The following is a 19,036-nucleotide window of genomic DNA, read 5'->3' as shown; positions in this document are numbered from 1 at the left end:
GCGTGAAGCGGTATCGTTTTTATCAATGGCCTATATAAAAAGTTTATGTCAGCTCAATTTTGAAATTTCCATTACATACTATCGGCGAAATTGCACGGCAAAATGACATCCGTCACTTTTCCGTGCCTCATCGGGAGGGCGGAAATCATTTTCAATTATTCGCTGAAAATTGTATTTTTGCCGAGCGTTTAGGCCTCGTAGTTCAATGGATAGAATAGAAGTTTCCTAAACTTTTGATACAGGTTCGATTCCTGTCGAGGCTACAGAAAGGATTGCTTTCAACACATAAAGGGTTGCTCTTTGCGGGGCAACCCTTTGTTGTATAGGCAAGGTGTCATGACATTACTGTTCGGCTCCGAAGAGTCGAATTTTAATCGTCTCTGAGTCTGTGGCTATTGTCCAGCCTGGGATACGCAGCTCGATGCGCTTCAGCCCTGGAATATGACGGTCAAGCTCGAGCGGAGCGGGATCCAGCGAGACGACGGAAAATCGGAGATGTGGGTGAGAAAGGTTTTGGATACGCAACTCCTTACCCGCCTGCCGGAGCAGCATTCCGTCCGGTTGGAGGATGATATCTGCAGTCGTCATGAGTTGCCAGGTTATCTCTGTGGTTTTTTCGGAAGGTACGATTTTATCCTCAATGGTCAGTGAGGTCGGACTATCTTTGATGAAACGCCGGTGAGCCGAGGTCAGTAAATCACCGAACGCTGCGGTGAGATCTACAGTGGCCTCGGGCATGGGGCCATCCTTGAAGTCGGTGATGGTAGCCATTCCGTCTACACGATGTAACTGGCCATTGACACTCAGGGTACTGTGTCCAAAATTATTTTTGGTGAGCAGTGTCCAACGTGCACAGTCCTGACAACTTCCCCAAAGGTCAAAACCTGTTTTTTCGAGTTCCTCATAGCCCTGGTTGCCGGGGTCTATCGCCCAACGTACCCCATCCAATTCGAATATGAACGAACCCCCATCCATGTTGCCGTGGTTGACCTTGCCGTAGCCCCCTTTACCGCCGAAGTAATAGCCCCGGGCATCATTTTTCTCACCGGTGAAGAATACCACCGGGTTAGGGCCGTCTCCCTTCCAGGCTGTCGGGACTTGTGCTTCCGCTTTTTCCTCAAATTGCGCCGCCCATACCAGGCCGGCTCCATCCAATCGCGACAAACGTCCCATTTGCGCTGCAGGTATCAGGAAGCGTTCCTTCTCGAAATAAGCAGCATTACCTGTCCGCTGGGCACACCAAGCCAACACCATGTCACCATTAGAATTGCGTTTGTCGCCACAATCCGCGAAATTGTAATACATGCCCGAGGGCGCATTGGTGAGTACGCGGAAGGTGGCGCTTTGAAGAAATCCCGGATAGTTGCCATAGCCGAAGTCCGTACCAAAAGCGCTTTCCAGCATGGCAATTGCGATGACCGAAAAGCCCGTGCCATAATCCCAATAGGTGGAGCCTTCGGGATAAACACCATGGGGCATGTACGCATGTAACGCGTTTGGCAGCCCATCGAGCGCCCGGTGAAGGGTTTTTGCCGCCAGTGCCGGGTCGCGCTCAGCAATGGTAATGGATGCGGCAATCATGCCGCCATTGCACACTTGGTTCCAGTTATTGTTGCCATAGGCCCACCAAGGCTGGCTGCCATCTGCCGGCCAGCTGGGCAATATACCTTTTTCGATAAGGGCATTCTCTGCTTCCCCGATTGTGGACTTGGGGAGAGCGCCCGCCGTCCAGTCCAACGCGAGGGCGACTGCCAGGGCCATTTCGCCGACATCCAGGTAGTGCGAAGGATTCCAGTCCGAAAACCGGCAGACGGCTAGCACCTCGTCGTTTATGCGCTGCAATACAGCGGGATCTTTTTCAATCCGGTAGACGATGCCCAGCATATTCATCCGGCGGAGCATCTCCCGTGACACTGCGAGCAGCCTGCGGCCAATTTGCCGGCGTTCCAGTAGCGGTTCCTGGCGGATAGCCATTGCATCCCGTTGGATGGCTGCATAGATATTCCGTATTACGGAGTCCGTTTTCAGTTTTTGCTTCAGGTGCTTTTCGATATCGCTGTTGAGCACCAAGCGCGGCTTTGACTTCCGCAGTTGTTTATTCAGATACGCTACCGTAATGGGGTTTTGCAGTTTAGGCACACTGTCGGCCGCCGGTCCGGTGGCCAATGCCTGCGTTGGTGCTGCGAATCCCAACGACAGCAATAGGCCGATAAGGAAAAACAATTTTGCCTTCGTATCCATACTGTATCGATTTACTGGTTCAACAGATGTTGATATCGCATGAGCGCTTCAACGTAATAATAATCCGCATAGGACAACGGCACATCGATTTCACTATTTGCCGGGAAATGCCCCGTGGAGTGTTCGAGGATAAAGCCCCCGTTCGAGCCAATGGACGCTTTGTAGGCCGGCGAGGAAAGGCTGGTTAAGATACGTTCGGCATCCCGGAGGTAACGCAGGCTTTCGGTACCCGTGGTCAATTCAGACAGCTCAAGCAGCGCCGATGCGGTAATGGCTGCGGCAGAGGCATCCCGAGGTACGTCGGCGCCTGATACGCTGTAATCCCAATACGGGATGCCATCTTCCGGAAGCGATGGGTTATCGAGAATGAACGCAGCAATTTTCCGCGCTTGGCCCAGATAATTCTCGTTTTGTGTATCGCGATACATCATCGTGTAGCCATATAGTCCCCAGGCCTGTCCGCGTGCCCATGCGGACTCATGATCCGCTCCTTGGTGTGTATGCTTGTTGCGTACAACACCGGTTTCAGGGTCGTAGTCAATGACATGATATGAGCTGTTATCCGCGCGGAAATGGTGCTTTAGTGTTGTATTGGCATGAATTGTTGAAATCTCGGCGTATTTGGGGTTTCCTGATACGCGCGACGCCCAATTAAGGAATTCCAGGTTCATCATGTTGTCGATAATAACCGGAAATTTCCATTTGTCGCCATTGTGATCCCATGAGCGTATGCAGCCCACCGTGGCGTTGAAGCGTGAAGCCAGCGATTCCGCGCCGGTAAGCAGGACATCCCGGTAGTGTGTGTTACCTGTAAGCCGCAGTGCATTACCGAAGCTGCAATACAGCATAAAGCCAAGGTCGTGGGTGCCTTTGTTGTCCTTTTCTTTCTCCAAAAGGCGGAGTCGTTTTTCAGCCTCCGCGAGTAAACCATCCGCTTTGCTATATTCATAAAGGTACAGTAGCGTACCCGGGTAAAATCCAGCTATCCACGTATTGCTCTTTGCGGTGACCAAGGAGTCGTTGGCCTTTATGTACGTGCGGGGCAGTACGTCACCCGGTACCCGCTTTATCAGCGTGTGATATTGCGCTATAGCCTCGCGCAGATTTTTGTCTATAAATGTTTTTGTTAATGTCAATTTGCCAGTTTGCTGAGCATTTACGGTTCCCATTATCATGAGGGCTACTCCCAGTCCCCACACTTTTCTTGTTGTCGTTCGGTTTTTCATGTCGTTATTCATTTTATATCTAAAGGAAGCTTCCAGTTAGCCGATTGAAGCTGGGTACGCCGTCCCCAATGCGCTGATCAGTCTGTCTATCCATGTAGCGAAGCCCTTCTGTTGCCATCAATTTGTCAAAGCCGTTAAAATCCATTCCCCCCAATTGTGGGTAAGGCCATTCCTGGCGGCGCAACCCGTATGGAAGCAGGTAGTCGAACGCCTTGCCAATGGTCTTTCCTTGCTGTGTTCGGTAATCCCATAAGTCGACACCTACGTTTTCACCTAGCCGGGCCAGCATAAAGAAGCCGGTGAGGTTCATCAACGAATAACTCCAGGAACGGGTGCGCGCCAGCTCATGTGGTTGCCTTCCATCAGCTTCCAGCTGGCTTTCCAAGCGAGCCTTTGTCGCTCGCTCAAGCGTCTGTTTGGCTAACGCCGTATCACCGACAAATAGTGCATAGCTGGCGATCTGCACATCGTAATACGTGCCATGGTTGTTGTGCTCATCGGCTTCATCTTTACCAATCTCACTTTCGAGCATCCAATGCAGAAATTCCTTTACCCATGTCTGTAACTGGGCGTGTTTTTCAAATCCCCAATGCGGGGAGACCGTCAACAATTGCGTGGCATCCAGTAATTTAGCAAAGTGCCACGTGTCAATCAACCCGATGCCTCTTCCATCGGTGACACCCGGTATTGACTGGCCGAAGTTCAGGTTCGGGTTCATCTTTGTCTGCTCATCGAGAAACCATGTTTCCAGTAGTTTGGCTGCATGCTGAGCATATTTTTCATGTTGCGTGAAATAATAACTCGCGGCAAGCAGTTGAACATCAGCACACAATTCCTTGACATATTGCGCGTCCTTGATAGCGAACCGTTCTGGGTTGGTTTGTCCATCCTTACGGATATAGGGCAACCCGTCAGGCTTAGTCGTGTCCGGCCACCAGTATGGGCCGACACTCATGTAATCATGCTTGTCGCCGCTGGGCGGCACTTTGGACTTTTCGGTCACCGAATAGGGTTTGCGCGCTAAGGCGAGGTCAGCTAGACGCAACACGGTATCCAAGTCGGCCGTCAACAGTGCATCGCCTTCGGTGATACGCTGCTGATGCGCCGCCAGTACGTCTTCTCGTAACAGGAAAGGCGTGTAGCCCGCTTTCAATGGACCTATTAGTAGCGATTTTCCGGCGAATTGATTCCGGGGCAACGCCACTGTTAAGGCGGTATCCCTCCCGTCCGGCAATTGTAGGCGGAAGGATAGCTTCTCCAGTTTGCGGGTAGGATCTGCCACCGAGATCCGTTCGATTCCTTCGGCTGACACTTTTAACGTAAACAATGCAGGTTCCGCCGAAGCAAGCCGCAGCCCACCTGGAAAGTCAATCGCTCCGGGTTCGTAAAACACCGCGTGATGAACACCAAGCCCCGTGTGGGATACCGCCTGTACGGCTGTCGTATTGCTCACCACCTCCACTGGTCGTTGCTGGGCATAGGTGGCGGTTTCATGTTCGCCGACCGCCGGCAGTACCACGTATGCATATGCAGCGTCTCGCGGGCGAGCACCATGATCTACGGTCAATGTGAAGATCTGTTGAGTGACAGGCTCATCGGTCGCCGCATCTTGGTGGCTGATGCTTCGCCACGTGCCGGTAGATTTACCCTGCCGCAACCACACTTCCCCGGTATCTAAGAGGATATATCCGATACTATCGTGATTGACCCAAAGGGGGCCTTGTAGCTCGAGCTCCAGTTCTTCTGTTTTACGGCTGCCATTGACCCACGTTGGGCCGTATGACAGCGATTGGTTCAATGTAGTTACCACGGGTTGAGGCGCGTCCGCTGTAATGCCCGCGCCTAGGCAGACGATTTCGTCATCGAAGAAAAACCACGATTTACGAGCGCTGACCCCTGAAAACGGACTGTGGAAGTCGAAAGCAGTAGCGCCATATTCCCCATCGGATACACCGCCGACGAATGAAGTCGTTCCCTTTTTGACCAATTCCTCCCAACGGGGGAATGAATCAACCTGAACCACCGTCGTACCAGGGATCTTCCGCCAGTCCCACGAAGGATAAATATTGATGTATTCGCGACCGGTACGACTGATGAACTGGCTTCCGTCTGCGTAGAAGTGGTTTTTCAACCCCTCTTCATTATGGGGCCACTCCATGTTGTTGGCACGGTCGGAGTACATCCGTACCGAAGCAAAATAGGCTGGTCGCTGGTGGGAATGATAGTGGGAATACCAGAAATACCTATTGCTACGAAGGTCGGGCTGTACCAATTCAGCTTTCCGGTAGTCTCCAATCTGAGCCAGCGATGAGGCGATTCCATCGTCTCGCCATTCCCCAGGTGAAGACCTTCGGGAGACGTCGCGATTCTTGATGCCTGGGTCGGTAAAGCGGCCGAATGGCATAGCCTTACGAATTCCGTCAAGGTAAAAGTCCGTTATCAGTGCGAGTGCACGAGGCTCAAAGGCAAAGCGTGTGCCTCGAAGCACGTGGCCCCAATAGACGAACGTGCTGGCATATTGGCGGCCGTAAGACAAGGTAGATGGTACCCAGTCTACCCGATGGTGGAAGCTCATATCCGGCTTTATACCGCGCTCTTCGGTAATATAGATTTGATCGGCCATCGTCTTGATGGCCATTGCGAATTCTGCTGTATCCTGCGCTACCAACTCACCTATGGCCTTGATGGCCGCCATCTTGACGAAGTCGCCGCCCGGGCGGGCACCGAAACCGTCAAAGTTCGACCGCCCAACGATGGCTAGCCCTCCGGAAAGCTCATCGATATCCAGTTCATTGCGCATGAGCAAAAGGATGTTTGCCATTGCGCTGGGCGTGCCAATCTCGTTCCACCACCAGTTTTCACAGCGGTAATCTTTTCGCAGCCAGTGGCCAAAGGCTTTCTTAAAGGCTTCCAGCACGCGAGCATCGTGGTTGTATTTCCCGCCTCCCTGATGGTAGGCTTTTGCCATTGTCAAGAGGTTTTCGAGGTGGATGCGGTGTTCAAAGCCAGTCTTGCTCGTATCGCGATAGTTGATGGACGGCCATATGCCGTCGTCAGTCATTTCGGTGATGATGCCTTCCACCTGTACGGAAGTTACTGGGGCGGCTAATAGCGTGGCCACTAACCGTTCACGGATGGTCAGGAAGTCCTTTTCCGGCTGGCCTTTTCCGGCAGTCGCAAAGACCAATATCAGCAAGAGGCACCCAATACCGCGGAAGTTGCGAACCAATTTATAACACATAACGTTTGATGCTAATGGTGGCATTGCCCACACTGTTGTCCAATTTATTCAAAAAAATGTAAGCTCGGTACCGTCCGTCCTGTGTTTCTACCCACAAGCCAGCTTCTTCTCGGAGGTTTACGGCATAATTTGGCGCGTTGGATAGATCAAGCGTTTGAAAATCGACATCGTCAACAAAGACACCGAATTGCAGACGTGCCAATTGACGATCACGAATATTCCATGCCTTTTGTACCTTAGTACTATTATTTACTCCAGCTGGCAAGGCTACGTCCGGGCGGTACGTCTCATCCGAAGCAGGCGAAACAATGGCGTGTCCAAAGGCAATATTGGGTATAGTTCTGTAAAGATAAACCAGGTCAATTTTGTCTGGAACCGCGGCCGCTTCTTCAGCAGAATAAATGGCCATGTCCTCGATAGAGATGTAGCTTTCGGTGTCGCTTACCACAAGGTCAAGTGCCATATCCATGCGGGATACTTGATACGGTCCGGCGTCATAGGAGACTGTGCGGCCGGATCTATCGGTCACCCGGAAGGTAAACGAGACAGTCTGTCCACGGGCGGCTTCGGGCACTCGGTAGTAATACCTTAATGTAGCGGCGTTCGTGTCTGTGGAAAATGAGACTGTTGTCTGATTGCCCGTGGTCACAGCGGGCGACCCTATTGGGATACCAATGTCGTTGCCTCCGCCGTCCGTGTGATAGGAGCGATGTTCCAGCCATGTTCCTTCCGCGCCCGATATGGATGCTTCGACCGTTGCTTCAGCCAGTTGTGCATCCTTATTGGCCATGGCATAGGCAAATTCGATGAATTCCCCTACCATATTCGGTCCGATAGATCGTTTAATCACGTCGTTCTGTAAGCCTCCCGGTGCTTCGGGTACCTGATAAGGTTCATCTTCGCAGCCTGTGAGCAGGGTAGCGATAGCAATGAAAAGGGTCAACTTATTGAATAGTGCGTTCATGTTTCAAAGTTTAAGTTCACTACGGTTGTTGAACAGATACGTGTACCGTATAGGTTTTCCGTACTTTGCGGTTGCCCGAAACAACGGTCCAACTTTTGGGATTGTTCAGGTCAGAGAAATCGACGAAGCCGGTGATTTTCGGTTCCAATTTTGCGTCGGTGACCAATGAAAATTGTGGATAAAGATTCTTGAGGTCTGTTCCGAAAAAGACCTCCACCTCGATGGTACACGCCACGGTGTCAATAACGGGATTCCGAGTCCGCACGGTTTGGTAGTCCGTGCCAAGTAACTCGAAGTTGCTCACGTAGCAATCTGCCCGGGACGTAATGAGCAGTCCGTCTTCATCGATGGGATAGTCCGAGCAGCTTACTGTGACGGCTATCGACAATACCGCCAGGCACAAGGTACTGGCATATTTTCTTAATCGTTCTATTAATAGGGTCTTCATATGTTCCAAATCTACTGATGTGTTTCTGTCTACAGTTCAATTGTTATAGCCAAGGCGTGTTCTGCGTCAAGTTCGGATTGCGGTCGCGTTCGCTTTCGGGAATGCGGAAAATATAGTTCCGTTCGTACTCCCGTTCAGGTGTATTCTGGTAGTAACGTTGTTGATTGGCGCCATGGGTATCCCTGCGCCAAACGCCCGGCCCGTAGGGCTCTCCCCAGACCCGTTCGATTGCCCGCCAACGGCGCAAGTCGAAGCCGCGATGTCCTTCGCCCAATAATTCGACGATGCGTTCCTGCTCGATTGCATCAAAGAACGCTTCTTTAGAAGCCGTTTTTTCGCCATTTAAGGGCGGCAAATTGCCGCGGTGGCGAATCTTGTTCACCATGTCGATAGCATCAGCTGTCGGTCCGGACAACTCGTTGGTTGCTTCGGCATACATCAGGTATACATCAGCAAGGCGCATCACGGGGAAGTGATAGTCTCCCTCGCTTCGGCCAAGGCCCGCCTCATTCCGTAGGAATTTCCGAAACACATAGCCCGAATTTGTCCCATCGGTATTGTACGAAATGTAGGTTTCGCCGCCTATGGTAATCGGCTGGGCCCATGTTTGATAGATGAAGGGAACCCAACCTGTAGATTGCCTGTTGACCATTCCCACGCTCATCTCATAGTCCCACATGATGGATGCCTTCATTCGGTAGTCGCGATTTTCGTAGCTCTGAGGGTTCACGGCCGATCCGGGAGTTGTGCGGGCATCGGGGTTTGAGGGATTCATGGGGATTAGCGGATCCACGAAATCACCAGTGATGATGGATTGGTAACGGTCGGCGATTTCATACCGTGGCGATACCCAGCATTGAGAACCCTCGTGCGAGCGACCAGCCACGTCGCGCATGAGCTCTTCACCTTGGTTGGTGCCGATACCGCCGTGGGTAAAGCCCATGATGATCTCGGGATCGCCATTCGCTACGGGAGTAAACAAGTAATAATAATTGGGGAGGATTTCCGCCCGCCCAAGGGTATCGATGTCGCCAGGCTCGCCACCGCGGAACAGCATCAGGCCATAGTCTTGGATAACGCTCCGGAAATCCTCGGCCGCAGCGGTGAATGCCTCAGTAGCTTCGGATGCGTGTGGTGTAAACGTGTCCAGCTCTGGCCAGCCGTTTTTGTTCCAACAGGCCCAGTACAGGTTTAGTTTTCCACGGAATGCCAACGCTGCCGGTTTTGCGGCCCTTCCCATTGCGGGTGGTGAATCGGGCAGTCGTTCAAAGGCGTCGGTAAAATCGGCCAGAATGGAGTCTTTTACCTGCGCTATGGGCATTCGTTCAATATTCGCCACCTCGGCATTTCCGTTGACGATTCTACCGATATACGGTACGTCGCCCCACATGGAGATGAGTCGGAAATATACCATGCCGCGCAAGAGCTTAGCTTCCCCGATGATGGCGTCAAGGTCGGCCGCAAGATTAGGATTGCTTGCAGCCATTTTTTCGGCATTTTCAATGACGTAATTCGCCCGGTTGACCCCTCCATAGAGGTAGCGATACATCTTGTCAAAGCTGCCGGCGTATCCTGTGGGATTATAGTTTGCGCCGTGGTAGGCGTCGCCAAGGCGAAGGTTGCCACTTGTGGCGCTGGTACCACGGGCACGTACATATTCGCCATGCCCATCGAGGTAATAATCCCGGTCGAACAAGGGTCTGACAGACGAGTACAATCCCATTAATGCATATTCTGCGTCGTCGAGATTTTGCCAAAAAGCGCTTTCGCCCAATTCGGTCGTGGGCTGGCGGTCCAGCAAGTCCTTCACACAGCTGGTCAATAACACCACGGGTGCCAACGCTATCAACAATAAAGACCTATAGTTTCTTTTCATAATGTGTTATCAAAAAGGTTACAAACTCAAGTTCAAGCCAACGGTGTACGACTTGGTCAGCGGATACATATCATTGCGCGTAGCGGTGCTCTCCGGATCGACTCCACGATACGACGTAAACGTTAGCAGGTTTTCGGCGGAGAGGTAGACGCGGAAACTCCGTATCCGGAGCCGCGATAGTAAGTTGTTAGGCAACGAGTAGCCCACTTGAATATTTTTAAGTCGAAGATAACTCATGTCATCCAGCCAAAACGTTGTTTCCTCCCGGTTGGCATTGCCCGCTAGGCGTGGCCACTCGCCATTACGATTTTCCACGGACCAGGGGAGGTACCAGTGGTCCCAGGTGGACGCATAGCGGCTGTTACCGAAGTTGACGTTGTTGTAATTGTTAATCCAATAATTCTTACGCCCTGCTGCTCCCTGGAGCAGGATAGCTAAATCAATGCCTCTCCAGGCGACTGCAGAATTCATCGCAAAGTTGGTCGTCGGCATGTCCAGTTGCGAATGCGGATAAGCGACGCGGTCATTTGCATCAATGCGGCCATCACCGTTGACGTCGCGGCGGAGTATATCGCCGGGAGAAGCACCCTGTGGCGTGTTCGAATAAATATCTTGCCAAGTCTGGGCAATGCCGATGTCCTCAAAGGTGTAGACAAAATGGTAGGGCATGCCGATGAAGGTGGTGCCGCGTCCCAGAAACTCATTCCACTTCTCCAGCACCGTCGTGTTGTACGAACCGTTGAGGTTGATTGAGTAGTTGAAGCCACCGCGCGTCTCTGCCCAGGTGATGTTTGCTTCCACTCCCCGATTACGCAGGTCGCCGATGTTTTGTCTCGGGGCGTCATAGGCACCGGTTAAGTGGATGGACATTTCCGATGGCCGGTTCATCCCGGTGGTCAAGCGATCGTAGTAGTCAAGCTCGGACGTCAGCCGGTTATTGAACCATCCCAGATCCAATCCCAAGTTGAGTACAGTGGTCTTTTCCCAAGACAACAGCGGGTTGACCATTTTCCGGTTGACGAAGCCGCGCGATATCTGGTTGCCGATGATATAGGGGCTGGATGCTAACGTAGGTTGTTGTTCGTAGCGGCCCACGCCGCTGTTATTTCCCAGACCGCCATATGATGCCCGAAGTTTTCCCGAATTGAGTACCCCATTCTTCAGCGCGGAAAGGAACCCTTCTTCGGTAAATCGCCAGCCGATGGCTGCTGAAGGGAAGAAACCGAATCGGCTTCCCTCCAAAAACTTGGACGAACCATCGTATCGGAAGTTAAACTCAAAAAGGTACCTATCAAATGCTTGATAGTTTAGGCGGCCGATGAAGGAGCGTAGCCCTTCGTTGTTGGAATTACCTCCAGCCGTTTGGATATCCGTCAATGCTGCATCGATTTCATGAAGCGAAGGGTGGAGCCGGTCGTTTCGCGATCCCGATTGTACCCGATCATACCAAAATTCTTCGCTGAATACGAACAAAGCGCCGATCCGATGGTTTTGGGCGATGGTTTTGTTGTAATTTAACTGTGCATTTAACAACGTTTTGTAGCCCGTGGCCGTTGCATTGCTGACCCCCGCGTTATTGCCTACATACACACGGCTGCCGAACCGGTTTCCCTGGAAGTTGTAGGCCGTGTTTGGCATATTGGCACTCCATGAAAATTGATTGTAATAGTTAAGCGAGCCATCCACCTTGGCCTTCAAGCCTTCGAAGAACTCCCATTCAAGAAATACGTTGGCGTTGGTCTCCTGCCGGTTGTTTCTATTTAACATGTTTTGGTATACCGTGTAGGGATTGTAGGCTTGCGGGTCTTCGTTATAAGCCATCACGCCACCATAGTAGCCCGAAACGGGGTCATAGGGCGTAATCCCTGCAATGGCATATTGCAGGTCAAAACCCGCGGTGTTTGATGCATTGTCGTCTGTGAAGCCTTCGTCGAGCGCGTATGTATACTTACTCCAGTTGCCCTGTATCCGGGCGCCGATGTTGATGTTGTCCCGAATTTTATAATCGTAGTTTAAGCGGGCATTGTAGCGGGTATAGTCATTGTTAATTTGCAGACCTTTCTCATCCATCATTCCGCCGGAGAAGAAGAAGCTTGATCGGTCATTGCCCCCGGTGGCGGAAAGGTTGTAGTTTTGAATGGCACCGTCACGGAGAATGATATCCCACCAGTCTGTATTCGGATAGCGTAGCGGGTCTATCATTCCCAAGGCCATCCACTGGTCGATGGTACCATTCTTGAACAACAGGTTTGCATCGAGGGTATTGACACGCTGGGATAGCTGGTGCAGCGTCAGCGCACGGGGGTAGTCGGCCATAAATGAAAATGACTTTGTAGGCCGTTGCATTGCAACTGTACTGTTAAACGTGATGCTGGCTTCCTTACCCCTTCCGGATTTGGTTGTGATGAGAATGACACCATTTGCTGCCCGCGATCCATAGACAGAAGAAGACGTGGCATCCTTCAATACGGATATGCTCTCGATGTCGTTCATGTTCAGTCGGTTGATGTCTACATCGGGCATTCCATCCACGACGATCAACGGGCTGCTGTTGTTTACTGTCCCTAATCCGCGGATCATCAAGTTGGCGTTGTTATTGCCTGCCATTCCCCGCGACTGGTTAGCGGCAAGCCCTGGGAGCATACCGGCAAGTCCGGAGGAGACATTGGAGAGCGAACGGCTCGTCATTTTTTCGTCTACCGTCAGCGTTGCGATAGAACCCGTTACGTTGGCTTTTCGTTGCGTACCGTATCCCACCACGACCACTTGGTCGAGGATTTGCTCATCGGACTCCAAGGTGATCGTTATTGGAGTTCCGGCAATTGCCTGAACCTCCTGAATCTTGTAGCCGACCGATGAGATGACCAACCAGTCATCCGGTTGTGCGGCGATGGAAAATTGGCCCTCGGCATCTGTTCCAGCCGACACGGTCGTCCCTTTGACCAGCACCGTAGCCCCTTCGATGGGTATACCTTCAGCGTCGACCACCTTCCCCGTGACGTTACCCTGTGCTCGAGCCGAGTGGACGGGCACAACAACGGGAAAGCATAATAACAATAGTCTCAGGAATTGTCTTATGTTTACCATAATTCATAAAATTGGTTAAAAAAACTATAATTGGTTATTTGTCAAATACCACGCACTGCGGATGCACCGTACTTGACGGGGGTGCCGCTCTAAATGAAAAGAAGTTTTATTTAAATCTATAATTGTCGAACGCAATTATACAAATAAGCGAGTCATTAATGCAATCGTTTACGCAATTAAATTTACGAAAACGTTGTAGTTGTTTTAGCTTATAATATAAGAGGTTAGGATGCTTTTTTAGCCGGAGAAAAGTACTTTTGCCGTCTGCATCACGCTTAATTGTGAAAACGTTATCCAAATAACCTGCAATAGTCTGGGGCAGTATAGCAGTTCCTTCTATACTTGAATACCTGCAGCAGAAGCGCGATAACGTTCATATTCTTCCTGTTGCTGCAAGATAAAGGCATTGTTTTCCAGGCTGCCTACCACGGCTTTCATTTCATCGAGGTTTTCGTAGACCATCTGGCGGAAAGGGTTACTATAATCTTTCGCACGTGTTTTATAAATCTCTCTGCAAATCCATTCCTTAGTCTTTACACTTTCATCGATTAGCTGCCGAATAAAATCACGGGTTAGCTCCGTTTTTTCCATGCCGTTAAGCTCCAGCAATGAAGCGATGGCGTGCTCAAGTTTATGCGCGGGATAGTTGTTGCTCAACAGGTGATAGCGCTGGTGTACCTTATCCCAATCCGCGATTTTTCCCGTACGGATATCGTCGAGCAGCGCGTCCATGTCGGGCTTACGCACGAGCTGGCCCCCCATGTTTTCGAACGGCATCCGCCCGAATTGTACGGCGGGGTCAAGGTATTCCGCTTTGAATTGTTCAAATGTGTGGCCATCGAAATAGTGCTTGAGCTGGGTTGCCGCATAATATTCAACCATCCGGCGGTAGGCAACATAGCCTTCGCGCACTTTAATGAGCACCACCTTGCGTTTGGAGTTTTCCACGCCTTCCAGCAAAATTTCGTGGTCTGCCAGATTGATGGTAGCGTCATCGATGATTTTCCGGCCCAGCGTTGCCCAATCGGTATTTTGAACATCTGGGTAGAACGCCTTTCCAACCGCCGTTTCGATTTCGCGGAGGGCCGCGAATGCCTCATTGATGGTGTCGGGCGCCAGCACGTCGTATTCAAAATGCTGGTTTTTAAGCGTGCGCCTATCGCGGTTGAGGAATTTCGTATTGTTGCGCATCAACGCATACATGTTGTACAAGAACCAATAAGCCGGCAGGATGACGAGGCGGTCGTTGGCCACGTCGTGGCTCACCATCGCGAACGGCAGGCGGACGTCCAGCTCGTGGAGAAAATCGCCTTTGACGATGAGCGTGTACGAGGCGAAGCGCGAGTTGTGCTTGAGGCTCACGCACAGGCCGGGCCAGAAGCCCCTGGCGGCGATGATTTCACCATCCGCGCCCCGGGAGTTGTGGTTGGAGCCCACGGTAGCGCCCGCGGCCATGTTGCTTTGCCCCATCACCAGCGCCGCGCAGAGAAACGAATTATTGTGGTGCTGCTCATGCGCCGGGAAGATGAGCGAGTTGAGCACCTCACAGCACGATATGGTGCTGTTGTCGCCCAAGAAAGAATTGATGAGGCGGGCACCGTACTTGAGTTGCGAAAACGACGACAGTATAAAGCGCACGGCCTTGACACCATAGAAGATGCGGCAGCCATGTCCGATGATGCCATTGACCAGTTCGCACCCCTCTCCGATTTGGGTATAGGCTCCGGTTATGGAATTGACCGTTACGTTCTTCAATTTATTTACGCCCTTGATGTAGGCGTCCGTGCCTATCTTCACATCCTTGATGGTGTGGGAGTTTTTGATGACCGTCCGGTGGCCCACGACGCTGTAATAACCGCGGAAGGTATCAAACCGCTGGAAGGTCATGGCACTAAACCTATCCTGCAACTGACGGTCATGCCGGTGGCGTGTCCAGAGGTACACATCCGAAGCCTGCATGCCATCGAAAGGCAGTACCCCGCGGCCACCGTTTTCGTTGCACAGCTCCAACTCGATGAGGCTGCTTTCGGCATCGCCATCCCGGAGGATGCCGTTGCCGAATTTGGCGTTGCTGCTCGTCTCCATCTCATTGATGTTGAAGAGCACCACCTCATCGCCAATAACGAAGTGTGCGAGGTAGCGCACGTTATGTACAGCAGTCCGCCCCCCGATGTCGCAGCTTACGATTACGCTGTTGTAAATGCCCGTGGGCAGCTTCAGGTCGCGGTACTCCAAATAGATAGCCTCCATATCGCCGATGCGCACCCGTCCATAGAATTTGCTGTGCTCAATCTGCTCGGGCAGGAAACTGTCCGTCACCCACACATCAGCCCAGTTGGGCGAATAGTTGCCGTTACGCATAAGACGGTCAATTTCAGTTTCGGAAAGAGGCCGGTAGCTGTATGCCGACAGTTGCTGCCGGTTGCGGAGGTAATATTCATCCGCGCCCTGCGGCAGGTATTCGCCGGGGATAAAATCATAACCCAGCGTATGAAGAGGTTTTTTGTGAATGATCATGCGTTTGGTTATTCTACAGTGACCGATTTGGCCAGGTTGCGCGGTTTATCCACATCCAACCCCCGCTCTACGCCAATGTAATAGGCCAACAATTGCAACGGGATGACGGCCACCAGCGGCGCCACAATTTCGTGACAAGCAGGTACAACCATCACCGCTTCGGCCATGTCATTTATCGCATCGTCTCCCTCGGATACCACGGCCACCACCTTGCCCTTGCGGGCGTTGATTTCCTGAATGTTGCTCACGATTTTCTCGTGGTACACATCCTTGGTTGCTACAAACACCACGGGTAGGCTTTCGTCCACCAGGGCGATGGGTCCATGTTTCATCTCCGCCGCCGGATACCCCTCAGCATGGATATACGTGATTTCCTTCAGTTTCAACGCACCCTCCAGGGCGATTGGGAAGTTATATCCACGGCCCAGGTAAAGGAAGTTTGCCGCATCCTTATAGCCGCGCGCGATGGCTTTGATGTTTTCCACTTGGTTTTCCAACACCCACTCCACCTTGGCGGGTACGTCATCCAGTTCGCGGAGCAGCGTCTGGAACAATTCATTTGATATCGTACCCCGTATCTCGGCAAGTTTCAGTGCGATGAGCTGCAGTACAGCAAGCTGTGCAGTGAACGCCTTCGTGCTTGCCACGCCGATTTCCGGCCCCGCGTGGGTATACGCCCCCGCATCGGCCAGCCGGGCGATGGATGAGCCCACCACATTGACGATACCGAAAATTGTTGCACCCTGCTTTTTGGCATTTTCCAGCGCTACCAATGTATCCGCTGTTTCGCCGCTCTGGGAAATGGCAAGGATGACATCTTTTGGTGACACGATTGGATTGCGATAGCGGTATTCCGACGCGTATTCGACTTCCACGTTGAGCCGGCAAAGCTCCTCGATCAAATATTCGCCGATAAGCCCCGCGTGCCAGCTTGTGCCGCAGGCCACGATGACAATGCGGTTGGCCTCACGCAGCTTGTCCTGTATTTTTTCCAGGCCGCTCAATGTGATGGTCCCTTGTTCGGCGTTCAGCCTGCCCCGCAGCGAATCTTGGATGGTCTGAGGCTGTTCGTGTATTTCCTTAAGCATGAAATGGTCGAAGTTGCCCTTTTCAATAGCCGCCAGCTCCATGTCCAGCTTTTGCACGAAAGGCGTGATGCGTTCGTTTCCCAGGTTTTTCAGGATAAGCTCATCGGGCCTTACGATAGCCAGTTCGTAGTCGTTGATGTACACCACCTCCTTGGTATAGGCAAGCATGGGCGAGGCGTCCGAGCCGAGGAAGTGCTCGTTTTTCCCCACGCCAATGACTAACGGGCTGCCCTTCCGCGCAGCGATAATGGTGTCAGGAAGATCTTTGTCGATCAGCAGGATGACATATGCGCCGGTGACACGTTTGAGCGCGATACGTACCGCTTCTTCCAGCGAACACACGTTGTTGATCTTGATATCTTCGATAAAGTTGAGCAGTACCTCTGAGTCCGTATCACTGTTGAAAGCATACCCTTTACTAAGCAGCTCATTTTTCAGCTGCCCATAGTTTTCGATAATGCCATTATGGATGAGGGCGATATGCTTGGATGAAGAATAATGCGGATGTGCATTGCGGTCGGAAGGTTCACCATGCGTGGCCCATCGCGTATGGCCGATGCCTGTTGTCGCTGTGAGCGGTTGCGCGGCAGCAAACGTTTCCAGTGCCGCTACCTTGCCCTGCTTCTTATACACGAGGACGTCATCCCCGCTATGCAATGCCACGCCGGCGCTGTCATAGCCCCGGTATTCCAATTTTTTCAGTCCGTCGATTAAGATGGGATACGCCTGTTTCTGGCCCGTATAGCCTACAATTCCGCACATATATGATGTCTTTGTTGTTTGGTATGACGGCAAAAATAGGATTTTTGCGACTAATCAATCGATTGCGGACGGTTTTTTTTACGCTATAAAAGCGGCAAGTGTACCATTCGATTGACCTTACCGTGTCCGCCCGTTCCGCCAACGCTTTACCGAATGCTTAGTATAGCTTTACCATTTGCTTACCGTTTGCTTACCCCTGGCTTACCCCTGGCTTACCTCTTCCTTACCCCTGGCTTACCCTTTCCTTACCCTTTCCATACCCTTTCTATACCGTTTCCTTACCCTTTCCATACCGTTTCCTTACCCTTTCCATACCGTTTCCTTACCCTTTCCATACCGTTTCTATACCTTTTCCTTACCCATTCCTTACCCTGAAGGTAGTAAAAGGGTATAAAATGGGTAGTGCGGAGGTAAGGGAAGGCTTTTGTTGTAGCGGGGTTGGCCTATCGCCGATTTACAGGGAGTACCGCATCTTCATATTGGCCGTAAACCACAAAAACTTGAACGCGGTTAGCGTAGAAACTTTGGCTTGCCTTTACTGCTTGCTAAAACGGCGCGTAGATTAGTGAATGTATGGGCAAAAAATTATCTTTGCCCGCATGATTTACGCGTGCATAGCCGCCTCGTTGTTTGTGTCCATATTGTTGTATTTTCGAATTGCTGATCGCTACAACATCATTGATAAGCCTAACGAGCGTAGTAGCCATACGCAAGTGACGATTCGTGGTGGCGGGGTAGTGTTTTATTTAGGGGTATTGGCGTGGTTTGTCTGGAGCGGAGGGGCTCATCCGCTCTTTTTCGCAGGCCTCACACTGATTACGCTTATCAGCTTCCTTGACGATGTGCTTACACTATCAAACCGGCTGCGAATCAGTATCCATTTGATTGCCGTATTATTGCTGTTTGCCGATGTGCTGCTTTTCGACTATTCCTGGTATCTGATTTTACTGGCGTTGGTGTTGGTTATCGGTACCATCAATGCCTATAACTTTATGGATGGCATCAATGGCATTACGGCAAGCTACAGCTTTGCCGTTTTATTGCTGCTCTGGCTGGTCAACCGGGATGTGGGCTTTATCGACGACCGCTTGTTGTATTGCACGGCCATTGCCAATGGGGTGTTTGCCTTTTTCAACTTCCGGAAGCGCGCGAAGTGTTTTGCCGGCGATGTTGGGAGTGTAAGCATGAGTTTTGTCTTGATTTTTGCGACGCTAAGCCTGATTTTAGCAACGGGGAATCTTATTTACATCATGTTTTTTGCGGTGTATGGGGTGGATAGTGTACTCACCATTATCCACCGGTTATTCAAGCGGGAGAATATCTTTAAGGCGCACCGGACGCACTTGTACCAATATTTGGCGAATGAGGGAGGAGGGAATCGACTGGTGATAGCGGCTTGTTATGGCGTGTTGCAGGTTGGGGTGGGAGTATTAATTATGATAGCGACGGACTATTCGTTCGATGTCCAATATAAAGTCGGGGTATGTGTTTTGGCCTTGCTTATATTGGCGTACATCGGGATAAGGCGGTATATACTGGGAGGGTTGCTAAAAGCTGGATAAAATTTCGATGCTGTCCCCCATAAC

10 protein-coding genes and 1 tRNA gene are annotated in these 19,036 nt (G+C 51.5%); 2 read left to right on the top strand and 9 right to left on the bottom strand.

Going from position 1 to position 19,036, the window contains the following annotated elements; genetic code table 11:
* Positions 1–191 precede the first annotated feature (191 nt).
* Positions 192–263, top strand: a tRNA-Arg gene (locus JHJ32_RS18680).
* Between the two features lie 79 nt (positions 264–342).
* Here the strand turns inward: JHJ32_RS18680 and JHJ32_RS18675 are convergent.
* The 9 genes from JHJ32_RS18675 to glmS all read right to left on the bottom strand — a co-directional run bounded on the left by JHJ32_RS18675 (position 343) and on the right by glmS (position 17,450).
* On the bottom strand, positions 343–2,241 hold the full coding sequence (locus JHJ32_RS18675; RefSeq protein WP_200122003.1) for a heparinase II/III family protein: 1,899 nt from the start codon (positions 2,239–2,241) through the stop codon (positions 343–345).
* A gap of 11 nt (positions 2,242–2,252) precedes the next feature.
* Complete coding sequence (locus JHJ32_RS18670; protein WP_370584543.1) at positions 2,253–3,467, bottom strand: glycoside hydrolase family 88 protein; 1,215 nt, start codon at positions 3,465–3,467, stop codon at positions 2,253–2,255.
* 19 nt (positions 3,468–3,486) lie between these two features.
* Positions 3,487–6,708 carry an alginate lyase family protein gene (locus tag JHJ32_RS18665; protein ID WP_200122002.1) on the bottom strand — a complete coding sequence of 1,074 codons (3,222 nt, stop codon included), beginning with the start codon at positions 6,706–6,708 and terminating at the stop codon, positions 3,487–3,489.
* On the bottom strand, positions 6,698–7,672 hold the full coding sequence (locus JHJ32_RS18660; RefSeq protein WP_200122001.1) for a DUF4466 family protein: 975 nt from the start codon (positions 7,670–7,672) through the stop codon (positions 6,698–6,700). The genes JHJ32_RS18665 and JHJ32_RS18660 overlap by 11 nt, the downstream gene beginning before the upstream one ends.
* Positions 7,673–7,691: 19 nt before the next feature.
* The gene (locus tag JHJ32_RS18655) at positions 7,692–8,120 is read right to left on the bottom strand and encodes a hypothetical protein (RefSeq protein WP_079717474.1); all 429 of its coding nucleotides are present in this window, start codon (positions 8,118–8,120) and stop codon (positions 7,692–7,694) included.
* A gap of 43 nt (positions 8,121–8,163) precedes the next feature.
* Positions 8,164–9,996 (bottom strand): RagB/SusD family nutrient uptake outer membrane protein, encoded by a 1,833-nt coding sequence (locus JHJ32_RS18650; protein WP_200122000.1) that lies wholly within the window; start codon positions 9,994–9,996, stop codon positions 8,164–8,166.
* An 18-nt stretch (positions 9,997–10,014) separates the two neighbouring features.
* Entirely contained in the window at positions 10,015–13,083 is a 3,069-nt protein-coding gene (locus JHJ32_RS18645; protein ID WP_200121999.1) for a TonB-dependent receptor, read from the bottom strand.
* A 336-nt stretch (positions 13,084–13,419) separates the two neighbouring features.
* Positions 13,420–15,600, bottom strand: coding sequence for a DUF4954 family protein (locus tag JHJ32_RS18640; RefSeq protein WP_200121998.1), 2,181 nt, complete (start codon positions 15,598–15,600; stop codon positions 13,420–13,422).
* Between the two features lie 8 nt (positions 15,601–15,608).
* Positions 15,609–17,450: a glutamine--fructose-6-phosphate transaminase (isomerizing) gene (gene glmS, locus JHJ32_RS18635; RefSeq protein WP_200121997.1), complete on the bottom strand. Its 1,842-nt coding sequence runs from the start codon at positions 17,448–17,450 to the stop codon at positions 15,609–15,611.
* A gap of 599 nt (positions 17,451–18,049) precedes the next feature.
* Here glmS and JHJ32_RS18630 point away from each other — a divergent pair.
* On the top strand, positions 18,050–19,012 hold the full coding sequence (locus JHJ32_RS18630; RefSeq protein ID WP_200121996.1) for a glycosyltransferase family 4 protein: 963 nt from the start codon (positions 18,050–18,052) through the stop codon (positions 19,010–19,012).
* Positions 19,013–19,036 lie beyond the last annotated feature (24 nt).

The sequence above is a fragment of the Parapedobacter sp. ISTM3 genome, assembly GCF_016533505.1.
GTDB lineage: Bacteria > Bacteroidota > Bacteroidia > Sphingobacteriales > Sphingobacteriaceae > Parapedobacter > Parapedobacter luteus.
Note: the sequence above shows the minus strand (reverse complement) of the source record. Positions and strands in the feature narration are given on the sequence as shown.

What these genes read in the sequence shown, in the direction of transcription:
- JHJ32_RS18665 (WP_200122002.1), bottom strand. Translation starts at nt 6,708, where the DNA reads ATGTGTTATAAATTGGTTCGCAACTTCCGCGGTATTGGGTGCCTCTTG.
- JHJ32_RS18650 (WP_200122000.1), bottom strand. Translation starts at nt 9,996, where the DNA reads ATGAAAAGAAACTATAGGTCTTTATTGTTGATAGCGTTGGCACCCGTG.
- JHJ32_RS18645 (WP_200121999.1), bottom strand. Translation starts at nt 13,083, where the DNA reads ATGGTAAACATAAGACAATTCCTGAGACTATTGTTATTATGCTTTCCC.
- JHJ32_RS18660 (WP_200122001.1), bottom strand. Translation starts at nt 7,672, where the DNA reads ATGAACGCACTATTCAATAAGTTGACCCTTTTCATTGCTATCGCTACC.
- JHJ32_RS18655 (WP_079717474.1), bottom strand. Translation starts at nt 8,120, where the DNA reads ATGAAGACCCTATTAATAGAACGATTAAGAAAATATGCCAGTACCTTG.
- JHJ32_RS18670 (WP_370584543.1), bottom strand. Translation starts at nt 3,467, where the DNA reads ATGAAAAACCGAACGACAACAAGAAAAGTGTGGGGACTGGGAGTAGCC.
- JHJ32_RS18640 (WP_200121998.1), bottom strand. Translation starts at nt 15,600, where the DNA reads ATGATCATTCACAAAAAACCTCTTCATACGCTGGGTTATGATTTTATC.
- JHJ32_RS18675 (WP_200122003.1), bottom strand. Translation starts at nt 2,241, where the DNA reads ATGGATACGAAGGCAAAATTGTTTTTCCTTATCGGCCTATTGCTGTCG.
- glmS (WP_200121997.1), bottom strand. Translation starts at nt 17,450, where the DNA reads ATGTGCGGAATTGTAGGCTATACGGGCCAGAAACAGGCGTATCCCATC.
- JHJ32_RS18630 (WP_200121996.1), top strand. Translation starts at nt 18,050, where the DNA reads ATGATTTACGCGTGCATAGCCGCCTCGTTGTTTGTGTCCATATTGTTG.